A 15734-nucleotide genomic window follows, 5' to 3' on the forward strand; every position below is an offset into this window, starting at 1 on the left:
CATTTCCAACTGTTTTAATCAACTTGAACTTTAATTTTAAAAATCACTTGTTTTCGCACTAAGACATTTAGACTTGTTTTATGGATTGCCTATCATTTCGTGTTGACCAATAGACGCAAATCACAATCGCCAATAACAATACAAAAGAAGCCATAAAGCGACTTAAATCCAATCCACCTGAACTGATGGGCTTATCTAAAAAATCGCCGACAACTGCGCCCAATGGACGTGTCAAAACAAAAGTAGCCCAAAATAAAATCGTCTTTGAGACCCGACTAAAAAAGTACAACAACGCCATCAATAGAGTTAAACCACCAAATAGCCAAATGCCACCGCTATAGCCTAATCCTGCACTATCGGAAGTCCAGTCCCCCAAAGCCGTACCTAATGTTTGAGAAAATGTAATCGTCAACCAATAAAAGATCTGTGTGCGCGGCAAATTCACTACACTTGGATTGATTGACCCTTCGACTCGATACCAACTAAAAAGCGATATGAGCACCAAACTGAGTAACAGAAAACTACCACCCAAGTAGCCAATCCCTAAAGAACGATCTACAAAATCCGCTAAAGTCGTACCGACCGTAGTACTGGCAATAATCGTGGCCCAATATAAATAAGGTTTATAGGCTTTGGACTGTATTTGAAAATACAGCAGACTGATAAATATGCCTGCGAAAATAAAGGTACTGAGTAAATAGCCCAAATTTAAGGACATGGACAATGCATCACCACTGGTTTCACCAAAGGTGGTCGCAAAAATTTTGGTCAACCAAAACAGCGCTGTAATCTCGGGACTTTTTTAACGTAGTCTTGTAGCTCATGCACGTGCATATGCATCACTCAATGCAGTTATTTTGATGCTTATATCTTCGACAACTGAAATGAATTTTTGCTTAAAATTTTGTTTTAAAAATCGCACTATTTTTTAGAATTACCAAATAAAAAAAGCACCCGATATCGGATGCTTCATTTACAGTATTTACTGTCTATTTGTGGATTTAAAACTAAACTAGATATTTAAAATAATTATAATTTGGATGACTTTCGACATAGACATAATTCTGTTTTTGATAGAATTTTGCAGCATTTTTCAGCTCAGTATTTAAGCAAAGTGCAGAAAAGTGTTTTTTCGCACCCTTTTCCAATTCCACCAATAGCTGCTTACCCACGCCATGCTGACGGTACTGCGGATGCACATAGAAACGGCGAACTCGACCAATCCGTTCTTCTACACCAGTATCACCCCATTGCTGATTTAAACCGCCACAAGCAATCAATTTATCGCCATCATAAGCAAGCAATAATTGCTCACCCGTTTGGTCAAAACGATTTTTACCACTTTGATATTCTTCAATTAAACGGTGTATAAATGTATAGCCTTCATGCTGCGCCAAAGCAGCAATATTTTCGATTTGAGCAGGAAGTTGCTCTGCTGGACGAATCGTAATTTCCATATATTCACACTTTTAATCTGTTATCTATTTATGATGACCAAATCATCTTGATTCAGTCTGAACACCCTATAGCTCTATAAAAGTAAAATTTTTCGATTTGCACAATAGCAAAGCTGATTAAAACGGCAACTAATTCAAAAAAAAATGTAAAAATATAATGGATTTGCCCGATTTTTATACACACTTGTCCTTTAATTGAATTTTCTTCAACAAACTACAGCAATCCTGAGCATTCGTGTAAACTTAGCACTTTCATTTTTTTGATGTGAACATACAACATGGCAACTGTTGACCTTTTTGCAATTGGTAATGCACTTATTGACCAAGAATTTAAAGTCTCTGACGAATTCCTAATTCAACACAATCTGCAAAAAGGTACGATGCAACTGACTGATGGCGATACTCAAGCAGCCCTTTATAACAATTTAAAAGCCACTCAAGAATATAAAGGTCAAGCTTCTGGTGGTTCTGCAGCAAATACAACGGTTGCTTTTAGTGCTTTAGGCGGAACTGCATTTTATGGTTGTCGTGTCGGCAATGATGACTTAGGTCAAATTTACCTAAATGGTTTAAACGACGCTGGCATCCAAACTGCAACTCAATCAATCAGTGAAGGTGTAACTGGCACATGTATGGTTTTAGTCAGCCCTGATTCTGAACGTACGATGCATACTTACCTCGGTATTACTGCGGAATTGACTGATAGCCAAATTGATTTTGGCAGCTTAAATACTGCGAAATGGTTATATATCGAAGGTTATCTTTCTACATCAGACAGCGCACGCCTTGCGGTAAAACAAGCACGTCAAATCGCCAAAGCCAATGGTGTACAAATTGCATTGACCTTATCTGATCCAGCAATGGTGCAATATGCACGTCAAGGTCTAGATGAATTACTCGATGATGGCGTGGACTTATTGTTCTGTAATGAACAAGAAGCACTGATGTATACAGAAACAGATCATTTAGATGCTGCACTTACGAAATTGCAATCACTAAGCAAACACATTGTCATTACATTAAGTGCCAAAGGTGCCTTAATTCATAATGAAGCCGCAACATTTACCGTGCCAGGTCGTAAAGTTACCGCAGTAGATACCAATGGTGCTGGTGATGCTTTTGCTGGTGCTTTCCTATATGCACTCAATGCAGGTCATGACTATCAAACGGCTGCTGAACTTGCCATCTTGATCTCAAGTGAAGTTGTGGCTCAGTTTGGTCCACGCCTAGCAGTTGAAGACTATGCTCAGCTTTTACAATCATTTCAGAAGGAATGTGCTTAATGTTTAAAATTTGCATGACGGATGATGTGCCTGAACGTGAAGCACGATCATTCGAAACGCCTGAAGGTGAAACGATTTTTATCACCCAACGTGATGGCATGTTTTACGCTTATCAAAATAACTGCCCACACTTGCACGTGGAACTTGAGTTTCTAGAAAATCAGTTTCTAGATCGTGACCAAGAATTTATTGAGTGCTCAACACATGGCGCACTGTTTATGGTCGAATCTGGGGAATGTATTTCTGGCCCATGCCAAGGTCAAGCCCTTGAAAAAGTGAACATTAACGTGCATTCTGATGGTGGAATCTACCTCACAGAAGAATAAACACTGGAATACAACCATGTCCGCATTTTTAACAGACTATAACTTGATACCTTTTCATTTAAGTTTATTGGCCGTACTGTTATTGGGCATGGTTGAAACCATTGGCTATTACATCAATATTAGTCCTAGCCAAGTTTTGAAAAGAATTGCCCCACAGCGCATACAAGAATTGGCATTATTAAATGTCAAATTTTCCAAAACTCTGATTTTGTTCTTCTTACTGATGAATTTTAGCTTTGCAGGCTATGTACTTCAGTTTTGTATCCACGCCAAAGAAGGTCAATTCGTTCCCGCTTATTATCTTATTTTACCTGCGTTTATTATTGCCATATTCTTTACGGTATTTATGATTCATTGTTTGGATCAGGTTGTACCGCCCAAATATAAAAAACAAACCGTTAACCTACTGGGTCGTCTAGCAACCATTTCAAGTGGAAATGCCCGTCCCGGCTTTTCGGCTCAAGCGCGTGTGCGTGATGAGTTTGGTCAACTACATTATGTGCAAGTTGAGCCAGAGTTTGGTGAGTTAGAGTTTCAGTCGAAAATCATTTTGATTCGTCAAAAAAAATCACACTATATTGGCAAAAAAATCAGTGTGTCGAACCGTTTATTTAATCCATCCTAGTGACAATCTAAGCGTCACATTGTTATCATTTTTCAAATCATAAAAAAGCCAGTGTTCACTGGCTTGTATTCAATCAAATACCTAAATCGATATTTTGATTAACGCTTCAGGAAACCTGAGACCAAATTCATCACTTGTTGAATATCAGCATTCGCTTCTTGCTGATTGGTTTGTCCAGCTTGTGGCGTCAATGAGTCAATAATTTGCGGCAATACCCTTGAAATTGCGCTATATACATCTTGTTTCTGAGTTTGTGTTTCTTGTGCAACTTGCTCCACTTCGGCATCATCAAATAAATTTTGTACTTGTTGATTAGTTACAGCAGCATTATCACCAGGGCCTGTAGATACCCAATCATCAACCTGACTGCTCAAGCCCTGTCCACGTAATTTATCCAAAGCACCTTGTAGGCCACCTTGTTTTTGAATCCAAGCCAGCACCAGAGGTAACACTGCTACTAAAATGGTTGATGCATTACCACCGCTACTACGTTGCTGCGGCTGCGCTGCACCACCCAGTTGGCCCAACACAGAGCCTAAAATTCCACCTAAACCACCTGCTTGGTTTTGAGCATTGGTTTGGGTATTTTGAGTGCCTGCATTTACGCCCAATTGACCCAGCACCGAACCTAAAATACCACCCAAACCACCTTGTTGATTTTGATTGTTTGCACCACCAAGGGCCTGCTTTGCTAAAATCTCAACAATATTATTTAAATTTGTCATTTTATTTTTCCCAGTGAAACCTAGATAAACTTAATTACAGCATACGTGGGAAAACACAGATTTATCATAAATGTTTGTTAATTTTTGCAATTTCTCGCAGGCTAAGTATTTGTTACCAACGGAATTTATCCCAGTTTTCAGGATTTGCCCAAAATTTAGAGTTAAACCAATCTGGTATATGTTTATAAGTCAAAATATTAAACTGCCATAAAGCAAAATCACTTTCATGCGTGGTTTTATCAATGAGCTGAGTAAAGCCTAAAGCACGTAATAATTGTTCATCGTGTAATTTACTCACCACTACGATGCGTTTGGCAAATAGGTCACGCAATTTTACCAACATCTGCGTTTTCTGCTGCTGATCCAAACTCAACATCGTTTCAGTATCAAGAATCACAAATCCAAGGTCAAAACGCTGGGTAAAAGGCAGATTTAAAAACTCAGTTACGTTAAAATGTTGCCATTGAATTGGATGAAATTGATTGTATTGCTCAAGATCCTGACCAATACAGATTGCGGTTGAAATGGGCTGCTCTTTTGACAAATCGTCTAGCATAGAAGTGATGACATTTTGTTCAGCCATTGACCGCATCCTTAATAATGAAGTGAGTATTCTTATGGAACTACAAGGCATTTGCCATAAAATGCATGCAGGTCTTAAAGACCTTAGTGTAACTGATCAACATACACACAAGGCAAATGTTGAGTATAAATTTATTCTAGATCGCTCAGAAGTTGATCTACCGTTTAGCCTTGGCCAAGAAATTGAAATTGAAGCCACTGGAAATATCTACTGCATTTCTTGCGGCGCAAAAACGCCTAAATCGTATTCACAAGGTCATTGCTTCAAATGCATGAAGACTAAGGCATCTTGTGATATGTGCATTATGAAGCCTGAAACCTGTCATTATCATCTCGGGACTTGCCGTGAAGATGATTTTGCCCATGAAGTTTGCTTTCAACCGCATATTGTCTATTTAGCCAATTCGAGTGCCTTAAAAGTGGGGATTACCCGCTTGGGTCAAATGCCTACACGTTGGCTAGACCAAGGTGCGACGCAAGCTTTGCCTATTATGAAAGTTGGTTCACGTCGTTTATCTGGTCAGCTTGAAGTCATGTTTGGTACGCAAGTGGCCGATAAAACCGATTGGCGTAAATTGCTCAAAGGTGAAGCAGAACCGATCAACCTGATCGAAATTCGCGACCAATTGGTAGAAGAATTCGCACCAAAAATTCAGACCATTCGTGAAGAATTTAGCCAAAATTTAGAGTTTAATGAAACCGTTGAACTGCTAGAAGATGAGTTGCCACGCCAATTTATCTACCCGGTAGATGAATATCCTGAAAAAATCAAATCGCATAATTTGGACAAAACACCGATTATTCGAGGAAAATTACAAGGGATTAAAGGTCAGTATCTGATTTTGGATACCGGTGTGATTAATATTCGAAAATACACTGGCTATGAAATTAAAGTACGTACTTAAATCGACTCAAAGTATCTAATTAAGTTTAAAAAAGCGAGATATTTCTCGCTTTTTTACACCTACTCTACCAATCTGATTCATTGAACAGTTGAAAGAAACTTTAAATATGGCAACGCCATTAACTGCTCCGCTTCTAAGATTGGCATATGACCAACATGGTCTAAAATCAGAGGCTTTTCGGCTTTTTTAAATAAGCGTCTCAGTTCTTCTGCTACTTCAACATTGATAATCTGATCTTGCTTCCCCCAGATAATAAACACAGGTGCATCAATGCCTCGTGCAGCCAAAGCAAAGGACTCTGGCGTATACAAGGTGGCCATTTTTTGCAGTTGCTCCACCATTTTATTGGTTTGTTTAGACTGAACGATCATCAACTTTTCTTGCCCAATTTTTAATTCTTGTGGAATAAAAGGCGGAGATTGCATCACGATCTTCATCACGCGATCAAAATCACCAGTTTTTCTGACCACTAGCTCTGCAAGCTTTGCCGTATCTTTTAGATACGCTGTATTGCTCGACTTAAAGACACCTGCTGAATCCACCAACAATAAAGATTTCACTTCTAAGGGATACTGAGCGCTATAGAGCATGGCAATTGCACCACCCATCGAATGCCCTGCGATATGTAAATTTGGATCTAACTTTGCAGCATCTATAAATCGTCGTAATTTTTCAGTTAAATTAGGAATTGATAGATCAAATTGATCTGCGACAATAGTTTCTCCATGTGCCGGCAGATCTGGAATAATGACATGATAATTGGGCGTTAAATAACGGGCAACTCGGTTCCAATTATCACGCGTGCCAGACAAACCATGCAGCAACAGTAGCGTCGGTTTTCGTGGATCTCCTCCTTCACTGTATGTCCATTCGATTTCATTATTTTTGACTTTTTTACTACTCAAGCCCGCCCAAGCTCTTTCCTGCTCTAAAACTTTTTGAAAGTTTAGTTCTGCAGCTTGAATACTACTGGCAACGCAAATCGTTAGTAGCATCTGTATCATGTGTTTAAAATAATGATCCATCCATCGCAATAACGGGTTCTTTAAACGTTTACATTGAGGCATATACAGAGATATCATCCACTTAATCCTTTGTCGTGATGAGTTATTTTTTTCATATTATTTTTTGAGAACACCAATCTACGATGCTAGAGTCAATATTTCATTTGCCAAATCTTTTAAATAAAAATTATATCTGTCAATTTAAACCAAAAAAAACCAGCTCGGAAGCTGGTTCATATTTCTAAGCAAGCCAATCAGACGGTATCAGTGGAGCTTCAATGAGTAAGCTTGGATATTCAAGCGCAGGAAGTATAGCGGGCGGATTTGAAACGTCGCTGCCCAATGCGATCAAATCCTGTTCATCGATGTGCAATACAATTGGGACTTCATTCGCATCCTGTAAAAGCGTATCTAGATTGATCACAGATTGAATCGGCTCAATTTGACTGTCATTTTGGTTTTCACTTTGCTCATCACTTGCCAATAAAATCTCTGTAAGTTCAACAGATGATTCAGGTTGTGCAAGAAACAGTTTAGCTATTGAGATTTCAGGCGATTGAACACCACGACTGTCCTCCGCCACGATTGTTGCAAAGCCACCATTTTGAATCGGGTTATCCATCGACCAAAAACCACTTTCATTGGCATACGTCACGTACTCTTGACCATTGGCTGTAACAATGATTTTAGCCTGTTGAAATGCATTGCCTTCGAGTTTTTCAGTATTTAGCGTCACTTCTGGCGCCGGCAGTAGATAGCTTGGATTTTCAGGCGAGGTCTGAATAAATGGAAATACCAAGCCAATCGCAGGAGATTGCTGACCAAATTGATCTTCCACAACAATCATCAACATGCCACCATTTGCCACTGGATTTTCTATTGACCAATCACCATTTTCATCGACCTGAATACGATAGACCGCTTGATCCGACTAAATCACAACAGTCGTATTTGGTGCGGCAGTACCTGATATCACCGCGCCAGACTCTAAAATCGTAACAGCTTGCGGTAAAATGATTTGCGCTGTATGCAACGCCTCAGAACGATTACCGTCCTGATCAATTGCCACAACACTTATTGCACCTGTGGTCGTTAAAGGATTGAGCATCGACCAATCGCCATTTACATCAGCAACTGTTATAAACTCTTGCTCACCATAGGTCACAACCACCGTATTTCCTGCATCAGCTTTACCAACCAAATATTCGCCTTTTTCAATTATTTCCGGCATCTTGGGTAGCACACTTGGCTCTGCAATTGGAGCAATCATTATTGCCTCTGAGCGTAAGCCATGATGATTTACCGCATAAATTGTGGCAACTCCACCATCCTTCAGTGGATTATCAATCTGCCGATGTCCTTGTTTATCCACTTTGACGCGTGTAACAGTTTCACCGACTGAAATGATCACCCATGTTTTTGGCTCTGCCGTGCCAGTTATAAGATCATCTAGTCCAGTCACTTCTGGTGTTGAGGGAATATGCTGATGCTGTGTTTTCCCCTGAATCAGCAACTGCTTTATTTCAACTTGTCCCAAAATGTTTTTTAAAATACCGTTTAAATCTCTCATCTTTTGCATAACACCCTCAAATCACATCATTATATTTATTTGGGAAAATGCCTTCCCAAACTCAATTTAAGAGAATTATTTAAATAGTCAATTTTATTTAATCTTTGTTTTTAAAAGTTTTTCTTAAAGTGTGATGCATTAAACTTAAACATAAAAAAACCAGCTCGAAAGCTGGTTTTTTTTAAAGCTGCCTTAATTATTTAATTTTGGCATGATCTTTTAGATAACGTGTGTAGTCATCAAATTCTTGTTGACCACGAAGCTGTTGATAAAGTTTTGTTAACTCATCTAACTGCTCACCCGTTAATGCCGCATCAGATTGTTTGTTCACTGCAGTCACAGCAACCACAACCAATTCATTTGGTAGATTAGTCGTAGTAACAGACCAATGACCTGCTTTCGGCGCTTTTACACTAAATGCAGCACGTTGAATTTCGCGTTTTAACAAACCATCCGCACGAGTGAATGTACCCGCATTTTCAAAGTTTAAACTGCCTTTTGCAACTGAAGCAGCAGGTTTTGCAGCAAACTCTTTTAATGTCGCTTGAATCTGGGCTTTTGCAGCATCAGACGCTTTCTTTTCAATCAACTGAGTTTTCACATGCGCTTTCGCTTCAGCTAAGGTTTGAACACCCGCAGCATGATAGTTACGCACTTTCACCCAAACCACATCACCGTTTTTCAACTGAATGCTCGATGAAACATTACGTTCACCATTTTTAACATCATCGTTAAACAATTTAACTTTGACGTTTGCATCACTTAAAACTGGATGTTGCGATGCTAATGTTAAGCCATTCAATGATTGTACTTTTACGCCTTTCACTTCTTGACCCACGACATCAAGGGCATCACTGCTCACGACCATGTCATTGAGGCTGTTTACAGTGTCAGAAAAAACATTGGCTTTTTTCGAAGCAGCGACTTCTGCTTGTAGACGTGCTTTTTCTTGTTCAAATGAAGCCACTTTTACAGCTGGTGCCACTTTTTCGATCAAGTGATAACCACTGTCTGTTTTTACTGGAGCAGTCACTTGACCAGCTTGAGCACCTTCAACTGCAGCATCAAACGCATCACCAAACACACCTTTTTCATAAGCAACCAGTTCACCACCTTTTGCTTTAGATTCCGGATCTTCAGAGAATTGCGCTGCAGCTTGGTCAAAGCTTAAACCCGCTTTAATTTTAGCTTGAACACTTTCAGCCAGTTTTTTAGCTTCGGCATCTGAACGATTGTCCGCAGTGATCATGATGTGCTTAACGAGTGGTTTAACTGACTTCTGTGCATTCTCAACAAAGCTGTTATACGCTTCTTTCAATTCAGCATCAGTTGCAGCTTCTACTGGTGCAGTAATATTGGCAGGTGTTAATACGACAAAATCTGCATCAACACTGGTTGCTTGCTTAAATTTGTTTTTATGCTGCTCATAATAAGCCGCAATTTCAGCATCAGATACTTTTACATTTTTCTTGTAATTTTCAAGATTAATGCTCGCCAACTGAATACTACGTTGTTCCGTTTGTAAGTTCGCAATTTGCAAGATATCAAGCTTACTCACCAATGCATATTCCATAAATGTTGTAGACAACATTTTTAAAGCATGGTCTTTACGTAAATTATCAATGAATGTGCGGTTTGTCATACCAATCGATTCGAGGTATCTCCCAAACGCTTCATCTGAAAATTGACCATTGACTTGGAAGCTTGGCTGCTGATGAATCATTTGCACAATTTGTGCATCACTCAAGCTAATGCCTAATTTATCAGCTTGTTGCAATAACAATTGGCGTGAAACCAAAGTATCCATCGCTTTATTGCTAATGAAATTTTGATTCAATAATGTTTCATCACCCTGAGCATATGCCAGATATTGTTCTTTTAATGAGTTCGTCAGTGCTTCGAGTTCTTTTTGAGAAATTTCAGTACCGTTTACAGTCTTTGCTGCATCTTTAGATCCACCACTAAAATATCCTTCAATACCTACAAGTGCTAAAGGGGTCAAAAACAAAACGAGCAAGACCTTGCCCAGCCAACCCTTAATGACTTTACGAAACGATTCCATAAGTATTCCAATATTTTATTTGCGGTGAATTTTAACCGAAAACCCGAGATGAATGAATGCGATATATCAATTAATCACATTTACCAATAAAAAACGCGCCAAATAATGGCGCGTCTCATGTGCTTAATAAGATTAAGCTACAGAATCTTTCAAGCCTTTACCAGCTTTGAAGCTAGGAACTTTGCTTGCTTTGATTTCTAAAGTCGCACCAGTTTGTGGGTTACGACCAGTACGTGCAGCGCGTTCTTTAACGCTGAAAGTACCGAAACCAACTAAAGTAACTGTATCACCAGCTTTTAATGCATTGGTAACTGCAGCAATTGTAGCATCTAAAGCTTTACCGGCATCGGCCTTAGATAATCCCCCATTTTCGGCAATTGCATCAATTAATTCTGATTTATTCATGAAAATTACGTCCTCTTAATATCGTTTATTTAAGGTTCAAGAATTTGTATAAAACGCCATAACGCCTTTATAGCAATGCTTTAGGGTTAAACGCAATACTCATCAACCTCTTTTTATAGAATTTTTTGACGAAAAAAACCTTGAAAATTCGATAATAGTAAAAAAGTTAGTGTTTTTTTAGTATTTCGGCCCTCAGTTGGGCATTTTCTTCGGCCAATTGGTCAACTTTAGTATGTAATTGAAGTATAAGCCTTTCTAAGTGCTGTAAATCCTTTACAGTCACCAATCCTAAACGGTTTAAAGAATGATTAACACCATTATCTAAAATTTTTTCTACTTTATCTTTCGTATCGGTTACAGATTCTTTGGCTTTTTCTGAAACTTTTTCGACAGTTTGATCTGCAATATCAATCGTTTTGGACTCAAGCTCCTCTCCAACTTTGACTAAAGAGTCAAAAAGCTTATTTCCTTCACCCTCAGCACGTGAAAAAGCACCTAATCCAGCCAACCAAATCTGTTTGGTATATTTGCGAAAATCCATTTTAGAGCGACGATCAGAATGACTACGTACGCGAGTTTTAGCCGGCTTTTCTGATGTTTCTTGTGCATCGTCAATTATGCCTTCTGTATTTTCCATAATCCGCACTTCTCCTGATTATTTTATGTGCACAGCAACATGTGATTCTTCATTTTAACAACATAATAGCAAACATATGACTTGATAGATTGATTAAACTGTTCTACAAAGCTGGTGAATTACCAACTTTTTGGTATATTCTAAGTTCCTCTAGAGCAGGATGCTCAGTTTCCAGTGCTTTCAGATTTTAACAAGGACATTTTTTTTATGAGTGATACGCAACAAACACAAGCTCAACCACATTTGTTGCTTACTATGACCCTGATTGTTTTAGAAACGATTTTTACTTTCATTTTAAAACATGACCGTGTTGTAGCATTACAAGCTAAAAAATTTGTTGATCAAAAAGTCGCACTGAAAATAAATAGCTACATCCCTTATTTTGATTTTTATGTTCAGTTTACTGAGCACGGTATTCTGTTCGACACGAAATCTCCAGATAAAGCCATCGACCTTGATGTCCGCACGACACTAATAGATTTGGTAAAAATTTTTGTATTTGGTAATCGTAAAAGCATCAAAACCATGCGTATCGATGGTGATGTGGTTCTAAAAGATGAATTTCGTGATCTGGTTTCATTATTTAGTGTGCCCAAAATTTTATCTGACTGGAAACACTGGCTGTCTGAACCTGTCGAAGAAAACGATATCGTTGCGTCAAAAAAACGTATTGCCCCACTTTTAGAAAAAATCGAACAGCAACGCTCTAAAATCAACACACTGCAAGTTGAAGTTAAACAATATAAAAACCGTATTAAGCGTATCGAACGTCGTCAAAAGCGGATTAATATCGCTTTTAGTCTAATATCTGTTCTTTTAATAACGTTATTAGTGTATAATGTGTGGTTCAAATAAATACATAATTTTTCAGACAAAATAAAACAAATAAACAATCTCAAAAAAACTTGACTATTTTAGTCAGGATTCATAAAATCTGCACATCTAGACTTAACATGTGTATCGAATCATGCGCTTAACAACTCGCGGTCGCTACGCAGTGACTGCTCTACTTGATTTAGCTTTGCAGCCAACTGAACAAACGATCACTCTTGCAGAAATTGCAGCTCGTCAAACCATTTCAGTGGCCTATCTTGAGCAGTTATTTGCAAAATTAAAGCGTCACGGCTTAGTTTCCAGCATCCGTGGAGCAAACGGTGGTTATCACCTTGCTCGTAGTGCTGAAGACATCACTGTTTTGGAAATTATTGAAGCTGTAAATGAAACAGTTGATGCAACCCGTTGTGACCACAAAGGCAACTGCCAAAATGGTGCAATGTGCTTGACTCATGATTTATGGCAGGAACTCTCCCACCACATTGCCGATTATCTTGCAAAAATCACCCTTGCTGACCTTGTAGCACGCGATAACGTTCAAACCGTATCTATTCGTCAAAATTCAGCAAACTTTGATTCAGCCCTTTTATCGGTTACAGGTATTTGACATGAAGCGTCCTATTTATCTTGACTATGCAGCAACTACACCTGTAGACCCTCAAGTCGCAGAACGTATGATGGAATGTCTAACGTTTGACGGTACTTTTGGTAATGCAGCTTCTCGTTCTCATGCTTACGGCTGGCAGGCAGAAGAAAAAGTAGAATATGCACGTGAACAAGTTGCTAATCTAGTAAAAGCTGATCCACGCGAAATCGTTTGGACATCTGGTGCAACTGAATCTGACAATCTTGCGCTTAAAGGTATTGCTCAGTTCTATGCATCTAAAGGCAAGCACATTATTACAAGTAAAATTGAACATAAAGCAATTCTTGATACTTGCCGCGAGCTTGAAGAAGAAGGCTTCGAAATTACTTATCTTGAGCCAGAAGCAAAAACAGGTTTAATCACACCTGAAATGGTTCAAGCAGCCCTTCGTCCAGATACGATTCTTGTATCTTTGATGATGGTGAACAATGAAATCGGTACAACTACAGATGTAGCTGCAATCGGTGAATTGACTCGTGCAAACAAAACTTATTTCCACGTAGATGCTGCGCAAGCTGCAGGTAAAGTAGAAATTGATCTTTCAACAATGAAAGTTGATTTGATGAGTTTCTCTGGCCACAAAATCTATGGTCCTAAAGGTATTGGTGCTCTTTATGTACGTCGTCAACCACGTGTACGTATTAAAGCGCAAATGCACGGTGGCGGTCATGAACGTGGTATGCGTTCAGGTACGCTAGCGACTCACCAAATCGTGGGTATGGGCGAAGCGTTCGAACTTGCAGGCAAAAACCTACATGCCGAACAAACTCGTATTCGTGTACTTCGTGACAAACTTTGGAATGGCTTACAAGGTCTTGAACAAGTCTTCCTGAACGGTCACCCAGAATACAACGTTGCAAACTATCTAAACGTCAGCTTTAACTTTGTTGAAGGTGAATCGTTAATGATGGCACTTAAAGATTGCGCAGTATCTTCTGGTTCTGCATGTACATCAGCAACTTTAGAACCATCTTATGTACTTCGTGCATTGGGTCTTTCAGACGAATTGGCTCACAGCTCGATTCGTTTCAGCTTTGGTAAATACACCACTGAAGCCGATATTGACCACGTACTTGAAATTACCAAAGCAGCAGTTGAAAAACTACGTGATCTTTCACCGCTTTGGGACATGTACAAAGAAGGTATCGACCTTAATTCTGTAGAATGGGCTGAACACTAATTCATCCCGGTGAGATAGCTTTTATTTTAAGGCTATCTCATTGATTAACGTAATTTCACCCCCATATTAATCTTAAGGCTGACCCCGAGGTTTGGAGAAGCGTCATGGCTTATAGCGAAAAAGTAATTGATCATTACGAAAACCCTCGTAATGTAGGTGTTTTAGACAAAAATGCAGAAAACGTTGGTACAGGTATGGTCGGTGCACCAGCTTGTGGCGATGTTATGCGTCTACAGATCCAAGTTGATGACAACGGCGTAATTGAAGAAGCTCGCTTCAAAACTTACGGTTGTGGTTCAGCAATTGCATCTAGCTCATTAGTAACAGAGTGGCTAAAAGGCAAAACTCTTGATGAAGCTCAAGCAATTAAGAACATTGATATTGCAACTGAACTTGCACTTCCACCAGTAAAAGTACACTGCTCTGTACTTGCTGAAGATGCAATCAAAGCTGCTGTAGAAGACTACCGTAGCAAGAAAGTAAAAGCTTAATTGTTTACGTGTTTTAAAAAAGATTAACGGAGTTTTCATGATTCATTTAACTGAAAATGCTGCAACTCATATCAGCAATTACATCAAGAATCGCGGTAAGGGTGAAGGTATTCGCGTTGGCGTGAAAACTTCTGGCTGTTCTGGTTTAGCTTATGTACTTGAGTTTGTCGATGATATTGACACGCATGACCAAGTATTCGATCAGTTTGGCGTAAAAGTATTCGTTGATCCAAAAAGCTTAGTTTATCTTGAAGGTATGGAGATGGACTATGTGAAAAATGGTTTAAACGAAGGTTTTGAATTTAATAACCCAAATAAAAAAGGCGAATGTGGCTGCGGCGAATCGTTTACGGTTTAAGCCATTTCCACGCTCCTTTTTCGCATTAAAACAGTGTAAAATTCACTGTTTTAATTGCATTTAAAGCAACACTTTTTGCACCTCTATTGCGGACACCATCTCCCATGAATCATTTTGAGTTGTTTAACTTACCTGTAGCACTCGATATTGATTTAGCAGTTTTAAAAGCTGAATTTTTAAAGTTGCAGCAACAATATCATCCAGATAAAGCCGAAGACAAAGATCTAGCCCTGATAAAATCTAGTGAGATTAATCAAGCATTTAAAGCTTTATCCAATGTTGATAGCCGCGCTGCATATCTTTTAAGTCTCAAAAAACAAGATTATCACCTTGATCAATCAATTAGTGATTTTGAGTTCCTACAAGATGCCTTAGAAATTCGTGAACAGTTAGATGAGGCATGCTCTGCTGATGACCTCACTTCACTTAAAACTGAAGTTCAGCAATGGATAGACGGTTTGGTTCGTGAATTCAAGATTGATTATGACGACGAAGACTGGGCAGAAGCACGTGATACCGTACGTAAATTACGCTTCTTCCAAAAAGTAATGGCTGACATCGATAAAGCTGAAGATCGCTTCTTAGACGACGATAGCTTTGATTTAGACGATGATTTTTAATTTATTTTTTATATTTGACGTTCA

At 38.9% G+C, this 15734-nt stretch carries 20 protein-coding genes; 10 read left to right on the top strand and 10 right to left on the bottom strand.

What is annotated here, in order from left to right:
* Positions 1-67: 67 nt before the first annotated feature.
* Positions 68-772: a hypothetical protein gene (locus tag FTU06_RS07385; RefSeq protein ID WP_257234326.1), complete on the bottom strand. Its 705-nt coding sequence runs from the start codon at positions 770-772 to the stop codon at positions 68-70.
* Between the two features lie 235 nt (positions 773-1007).
* Positions 1008-1457, bottom strand: coding sequence for a GNAT family N-acetyltransferase (locus FTU06_RS07390; protein WP_078188654.1), 450 nt, complete (start codon positions 1455-1457; stop codon positions 1008-1010).
* 278 nt (positions 1458-1735) lie between these two features.
* Here FTU06_RS07390 and FTU06_RS07395 point away from each other — a divergent pair, with 278 nt between their 5' ends.
* From FTU06_RS07395 to FTU06_RS07405, 3 genes are read left to right on the top strand one after another with little or no spacing between them, the layout of a single operon-like run.
* A complete protein-coding gene (locus FTU06_RS07395) occupies positions 1736-2740 on the top strand; it encodes an adenosine kinase (RefSeq protein WP_180004657.1) in 1005 nt (334 codons plus the stop codon).
* Positions 2740-3066 carry a Rieske (2Fe-2S) protein gene (locus FTU06_RS07400; protein WP_078188656.1) on the top strand — a complete coding sequence of 109 codons (327 nt, stop codon included), beginning with the start codon at positions 2740-2742 and terminating at the stop codon, positions 3064-3066. The genes FTU06_RS07395 and FTU06_RS07400 overlap by 1 nt, the downstream gene beginning before the upstream one ends.
* A gap of 16 nt (positions 3067-3082) precedes the next feature.
* Positions 3083-3691 (top strand): OB-fold-containig protein, encoded by a 609-nt coding sequence (locus FTU06_RS07405; protein ID WP_180145827.1) that lies wholly within the window; start codon positions 3083-3085, stop codon positions 3689-3691.
* Positions 3692-3789: 98 nt separating this feature from the next.
* Here FTU06_RS07405 and FTU06_RS07410 read toward each other — a convergent pair whose 3' ends face one another.
* Both FTU06_RS07410 and FTU06_RS07415 read right to left on the bottom strand, forming a co-directional pair.
* The gene (locus tag FTU06_RS07410; RefSeq protein WP_180090200.1) at positions 3790-4416 is read right to left on the bottom strand and encodes a YidB family protein; all 627 of its coding nucleotides are present in this window, start codon (positions 4414-4416) and stop codon (positions 3790-3792) included.
* Positions 4417-4528: 112 nt separating this feature from the next.
* On the bottom strand, positions 4529-4999 hold the full coding sequence (locus tag FTU06_RS07415) for a DUF6231 family protein (RefSeq protein ID WP_078188659.1): 471 nt from the start codon (positions 4997-4999) through the stop codon (positions 4529-4531).
* A gap of 34 nt (positions 5000-5033) precedes the next feature.
* Here FTU06_RS07415 and FTU06_RS07420 point away from each other — a divergent pair, with 34 nt between their 5' ends.
* The gene (locus FTU06_RS07420) at positions 5034-5903 is read left to right on the top strand and encodes a DUF2797 domain-containing protein (RefSeq protein WP_078189198.1); all 870 of its coding nucleotides are present in this window, start codon (positions 5034-5036) and stop codon (positions 5901-5903) included.
* Positions 5904-5980: 77 nt separating this feature from the next.
* Here FTU06_RS07420 and FTU06_RS07425 read toward each other — a convergent pair whose 3' ends face one another.
* The 6 genes from FTU06_RS07425 to FTU06_RS07450 form a co-directional block, all read right to left on the bottom strand.
* Positions 5981-6898: an alpha/beta fold hydrolase gene (locus FTU06_RS07425; RefSeq protein WP_373684066.1), complete on the bottom strand. Its 918-nt coding sequence runs from the start codon at positions 6896-6898 to the stop codon at positions 5981-5983.
* 250 nt (positions 6899-7148) lie between these two features.
* Positions 7149-7775: a hypothetical protein gene (locus tag FTU06_RS07430; protein WP_180145830.1), complete on the bottom strand. Its 627-nt coding sequence runs from the start codon at positions 7773-7775 to the stop codon at positions 7149-7151.
* Positions 7776-7838: 63 nt separating this feature from the next.
* Complete coding sequence (locus FTU06_RS07435; RefSeq protein WP_180109198.1) at positions 7839-8486, bottom strand: Ig-like domain-containing protein; 648 nt, start codon at positions 8484-8486, stop codon at positions 7839-7841.
* 187 nt (positions 8487-8673) lie between these two features.
* Positions 8674-10539, bottom strand: a complete 1866-nt coding sequence (locus FTU06_RS07440; RefSeq protein ID WP_180004653.1) for a SurA N-terminal domain-containing protein — start codon at positions 10537-10539, stop codon at positions 8674-8676.
* A gap of 132 nt (positions 10540-10671) precedes the next feature.
* A complete protein-coding gene (locus FTU06_RS07445) occupies positions 10672-10944 on the bottom strand; it encodes an HU family DNA-binding protein (RefSeq protein WP_078188662.1) in 273 nt (90 codons plus the stop codon).
* A 166-nt stretch (positions 10945-11110) separates the two neighbouring features.
* Entirely contained in the window at positions 11111-11581 is a 471-nt protein-coding gene (locus FTU06_RS07450; protein WP_180004652.1) for a phasin family protein, read from the bottom strand.
* A gap of 207 nt (positions 11582-11788) precedes the next feature.
* On the opposite strand from FTU06_RS07450, the gene FTU06_RS07455 reads away from it, so the two are divergent.
* The 6 genes from FTU06_RS07455 to hscB all read left to right on the top strand — a co-directional run bounded on the left by FTU06_RS07455 (position 11789) and on the right by hscB (position 15710).
* On the top strand, positions 11789-12436 hold the full coding sequence (locus tag FTU06_RS07455; RefSeq protein WP_180004651.1) for a hypothetical protein: 648 nt from the start codon (positions 11789-11791) through the stop codon (positions 12434-12436).
* A 112-nt stretch (positions 12437-12548) separates the two neighbouring features.
* On the top strand, positions 12549-13022 hold the full coding sequence (locus FTU06_RS07460; protein ID WP_078188665.1) for an Rrf2 family transcriptional regulator: 474 nt from the start codon (positions 12549-12551) through the stop codon (positions 13020-13022).
* 1 nt (position 13023) lies between these two features.
* Positions 13024-14241, top strand: coding sequence for an IscS subfamily cysteine desulfurase (locus FTU06_RS07465; protein ID WP_078188666.1), 1218 nt, complete (start codon positions 13024-13026; stop codon positions 14239-14241).
* A gap of 104 nt (positions 14242-14345) precedes the next feature.
* Positions 14346-14732 carry a Fe-S cluster assembly scaffold IscU gene (gene iscU, locus FTU06_RS07470; protein ID WP_078188667.1) on the top strand — a complete coding sequence of 129 codons (387 nt, stop codon included), beginning with the start codon at positions 14346-14348 and terminating at the stop codon, positions 14730-14732.
* Positions 14733-14769: 37 nt separating this feature from the next.
* Complete coding sequence (iscA, locus tag FTU06_RS07475) at positions 14770-15090, top strand: iron-sulfur cluster assembly protein IscA (protein ID WP_078188668.1); 321 nt, start codon at positions 14770-14772, stop codon at positions 15088-15090.
* Positions 15091-15194: 104 nt separating this feature from the next.
* Positions 15195-15710 carry a Fe-S protein assembly co-chaperone HscB gene (gene hscB, locus FTU06_RS07480; protein WP_180007824.1) on the top strand — a complete coding sequence of 172 codons (516 nt, stop codon included), beginning with the start codon at positions 15195-15197 and terminating at the stop codon, positions 15708-15710.
* Positions 15711-15734: the final 24 nt, after the last annotated feature.

It is taken from the genome of Acinetobacter sp. YH12052, assembly GCF_013419835.1.
Classification (GTDB): Bacteria; Pseudomonadota; Gammaproteobacteria; order Pseudomonadales; family Moraxellaceae; genus Acinetobacter; species Acinetobacter amyesii.

Coding starts and splice junctions, on each gene's coding strand:
- FTU06_RS07390 (WP_078188654.1), bottom strand. CDS start 1,457: ATGGAAATTACGATTCGTCCAGCAGAGCAACTTCCTGCTCAAATCGAA.
- FTU06_RS07395 (WP_180004657.1), top strand. CDS start 1,736: ATGGCAACTGTTGACCTTTTTGCAATTGGTAATGCACTTATTGACCAA.
- FTU06_RS07400 (WP_078188656.1), top strand. CDS start 2,740: ATGTTTAAAATTTGCATGACGGATGATGTGCCTGAACGTGAAGCACGA.
- FTU06_RS07405 (WP_180145827.1), top strand. CDS start 3,083: ATGTCCGCATTTTTAACAGACTATAACTTGATACCTTTTCATTTAAGT.
- FTU06_RS07410 (WP_180090200.1), bottom strand. CDS start 4,416: ATGACAAATTTAAATAATATTGTTGAGATTTTAGCAAAGCAGGCCCTT.
- FTU06_RS07415 (WP_078188659.1), bottom strand. CDS start 4,999: ATGGCTGAACAAAATGTCATCACTTCTATGCTAGACGATTTGTCAAAA.
- FTU06_RS07420 (WP_078189198.1), top strand. CDS start 5,034: ATGGAACTACAAGGCATTTGCCATAAAATGCATGCAGGTCTTAAAGAC.
- FTU06_RS07425 (WP_373684066.1), bottom strand. CDS start 6,898: ATGCTACTAACGATTTGCGTTGCCAGTAGTATTCAAGCTGCAGAACTA.
- FTU06_RS07435 (WP_180109198.1), bottom strand. CDS start 8,486: ATGCAAAAGATGAGAGATTTAAACGGTATTTTAAAAAACATTTTGGGA.
- FTU06_RS07440 (WP_180004653.1), bottom strand. CDS start 10,539: ATGGAATCGTTTCGTAAAGTCATTAAGGGTTGGCTGGGCAAGGTCTTG.
- FTU06_RS07445 (WP_078188662.1), bottom strand. CDS start 10,944: ATGAATAAATCAGAATTAATTGATGCAATTGCCGAAAATGGGGGATTA.
- FTU06_RS07450 (WP_180004652.1), bottom strand. CDS start 11,581: ATGGAAAATACAGAAGGCATAATTGACGATGCACAAGAAACATCAGAA.
- FTU06_RS07455 (WP_180004651.1), top strand. CDS start 11,789: ATGAGTGATACGCAACAAACACAAGCTCAACCACATTTGTTGCTTACT.
- FTU06_RS07460 (WP_078188665.1), top strand. CDS start 12,549: ATGCGCTTAACAACTCGCGGTCGCTACGCAGTGACTGCTCTACTTGAT.
- FTU06_RS07465 (WP_078188666.1), top strand. CDS start 13,024: ATGAAGCGTCCTATTTATCTTGACTATGCAGCAACTACACCTGTAGAC.
- iscU (WP_078188667.1), top strand. CDS start 14,346: ATGGCTTATAGCGAAAAAGTAATTGATCATTACGAAAACCCTCGTAAT.
- iscA (WP_078188668.1), top strand. CDS start 14,770: ATGATTCATTTAACTGAAAATGCTGCAACTCATATCAGCAATTACATC.
- hscB (WP_180007824.1), top strand. CDS start 15,195: ATGAATCATTTTGAGTTGTTTAACTTACCTGTAGCACTCGATATTGAT.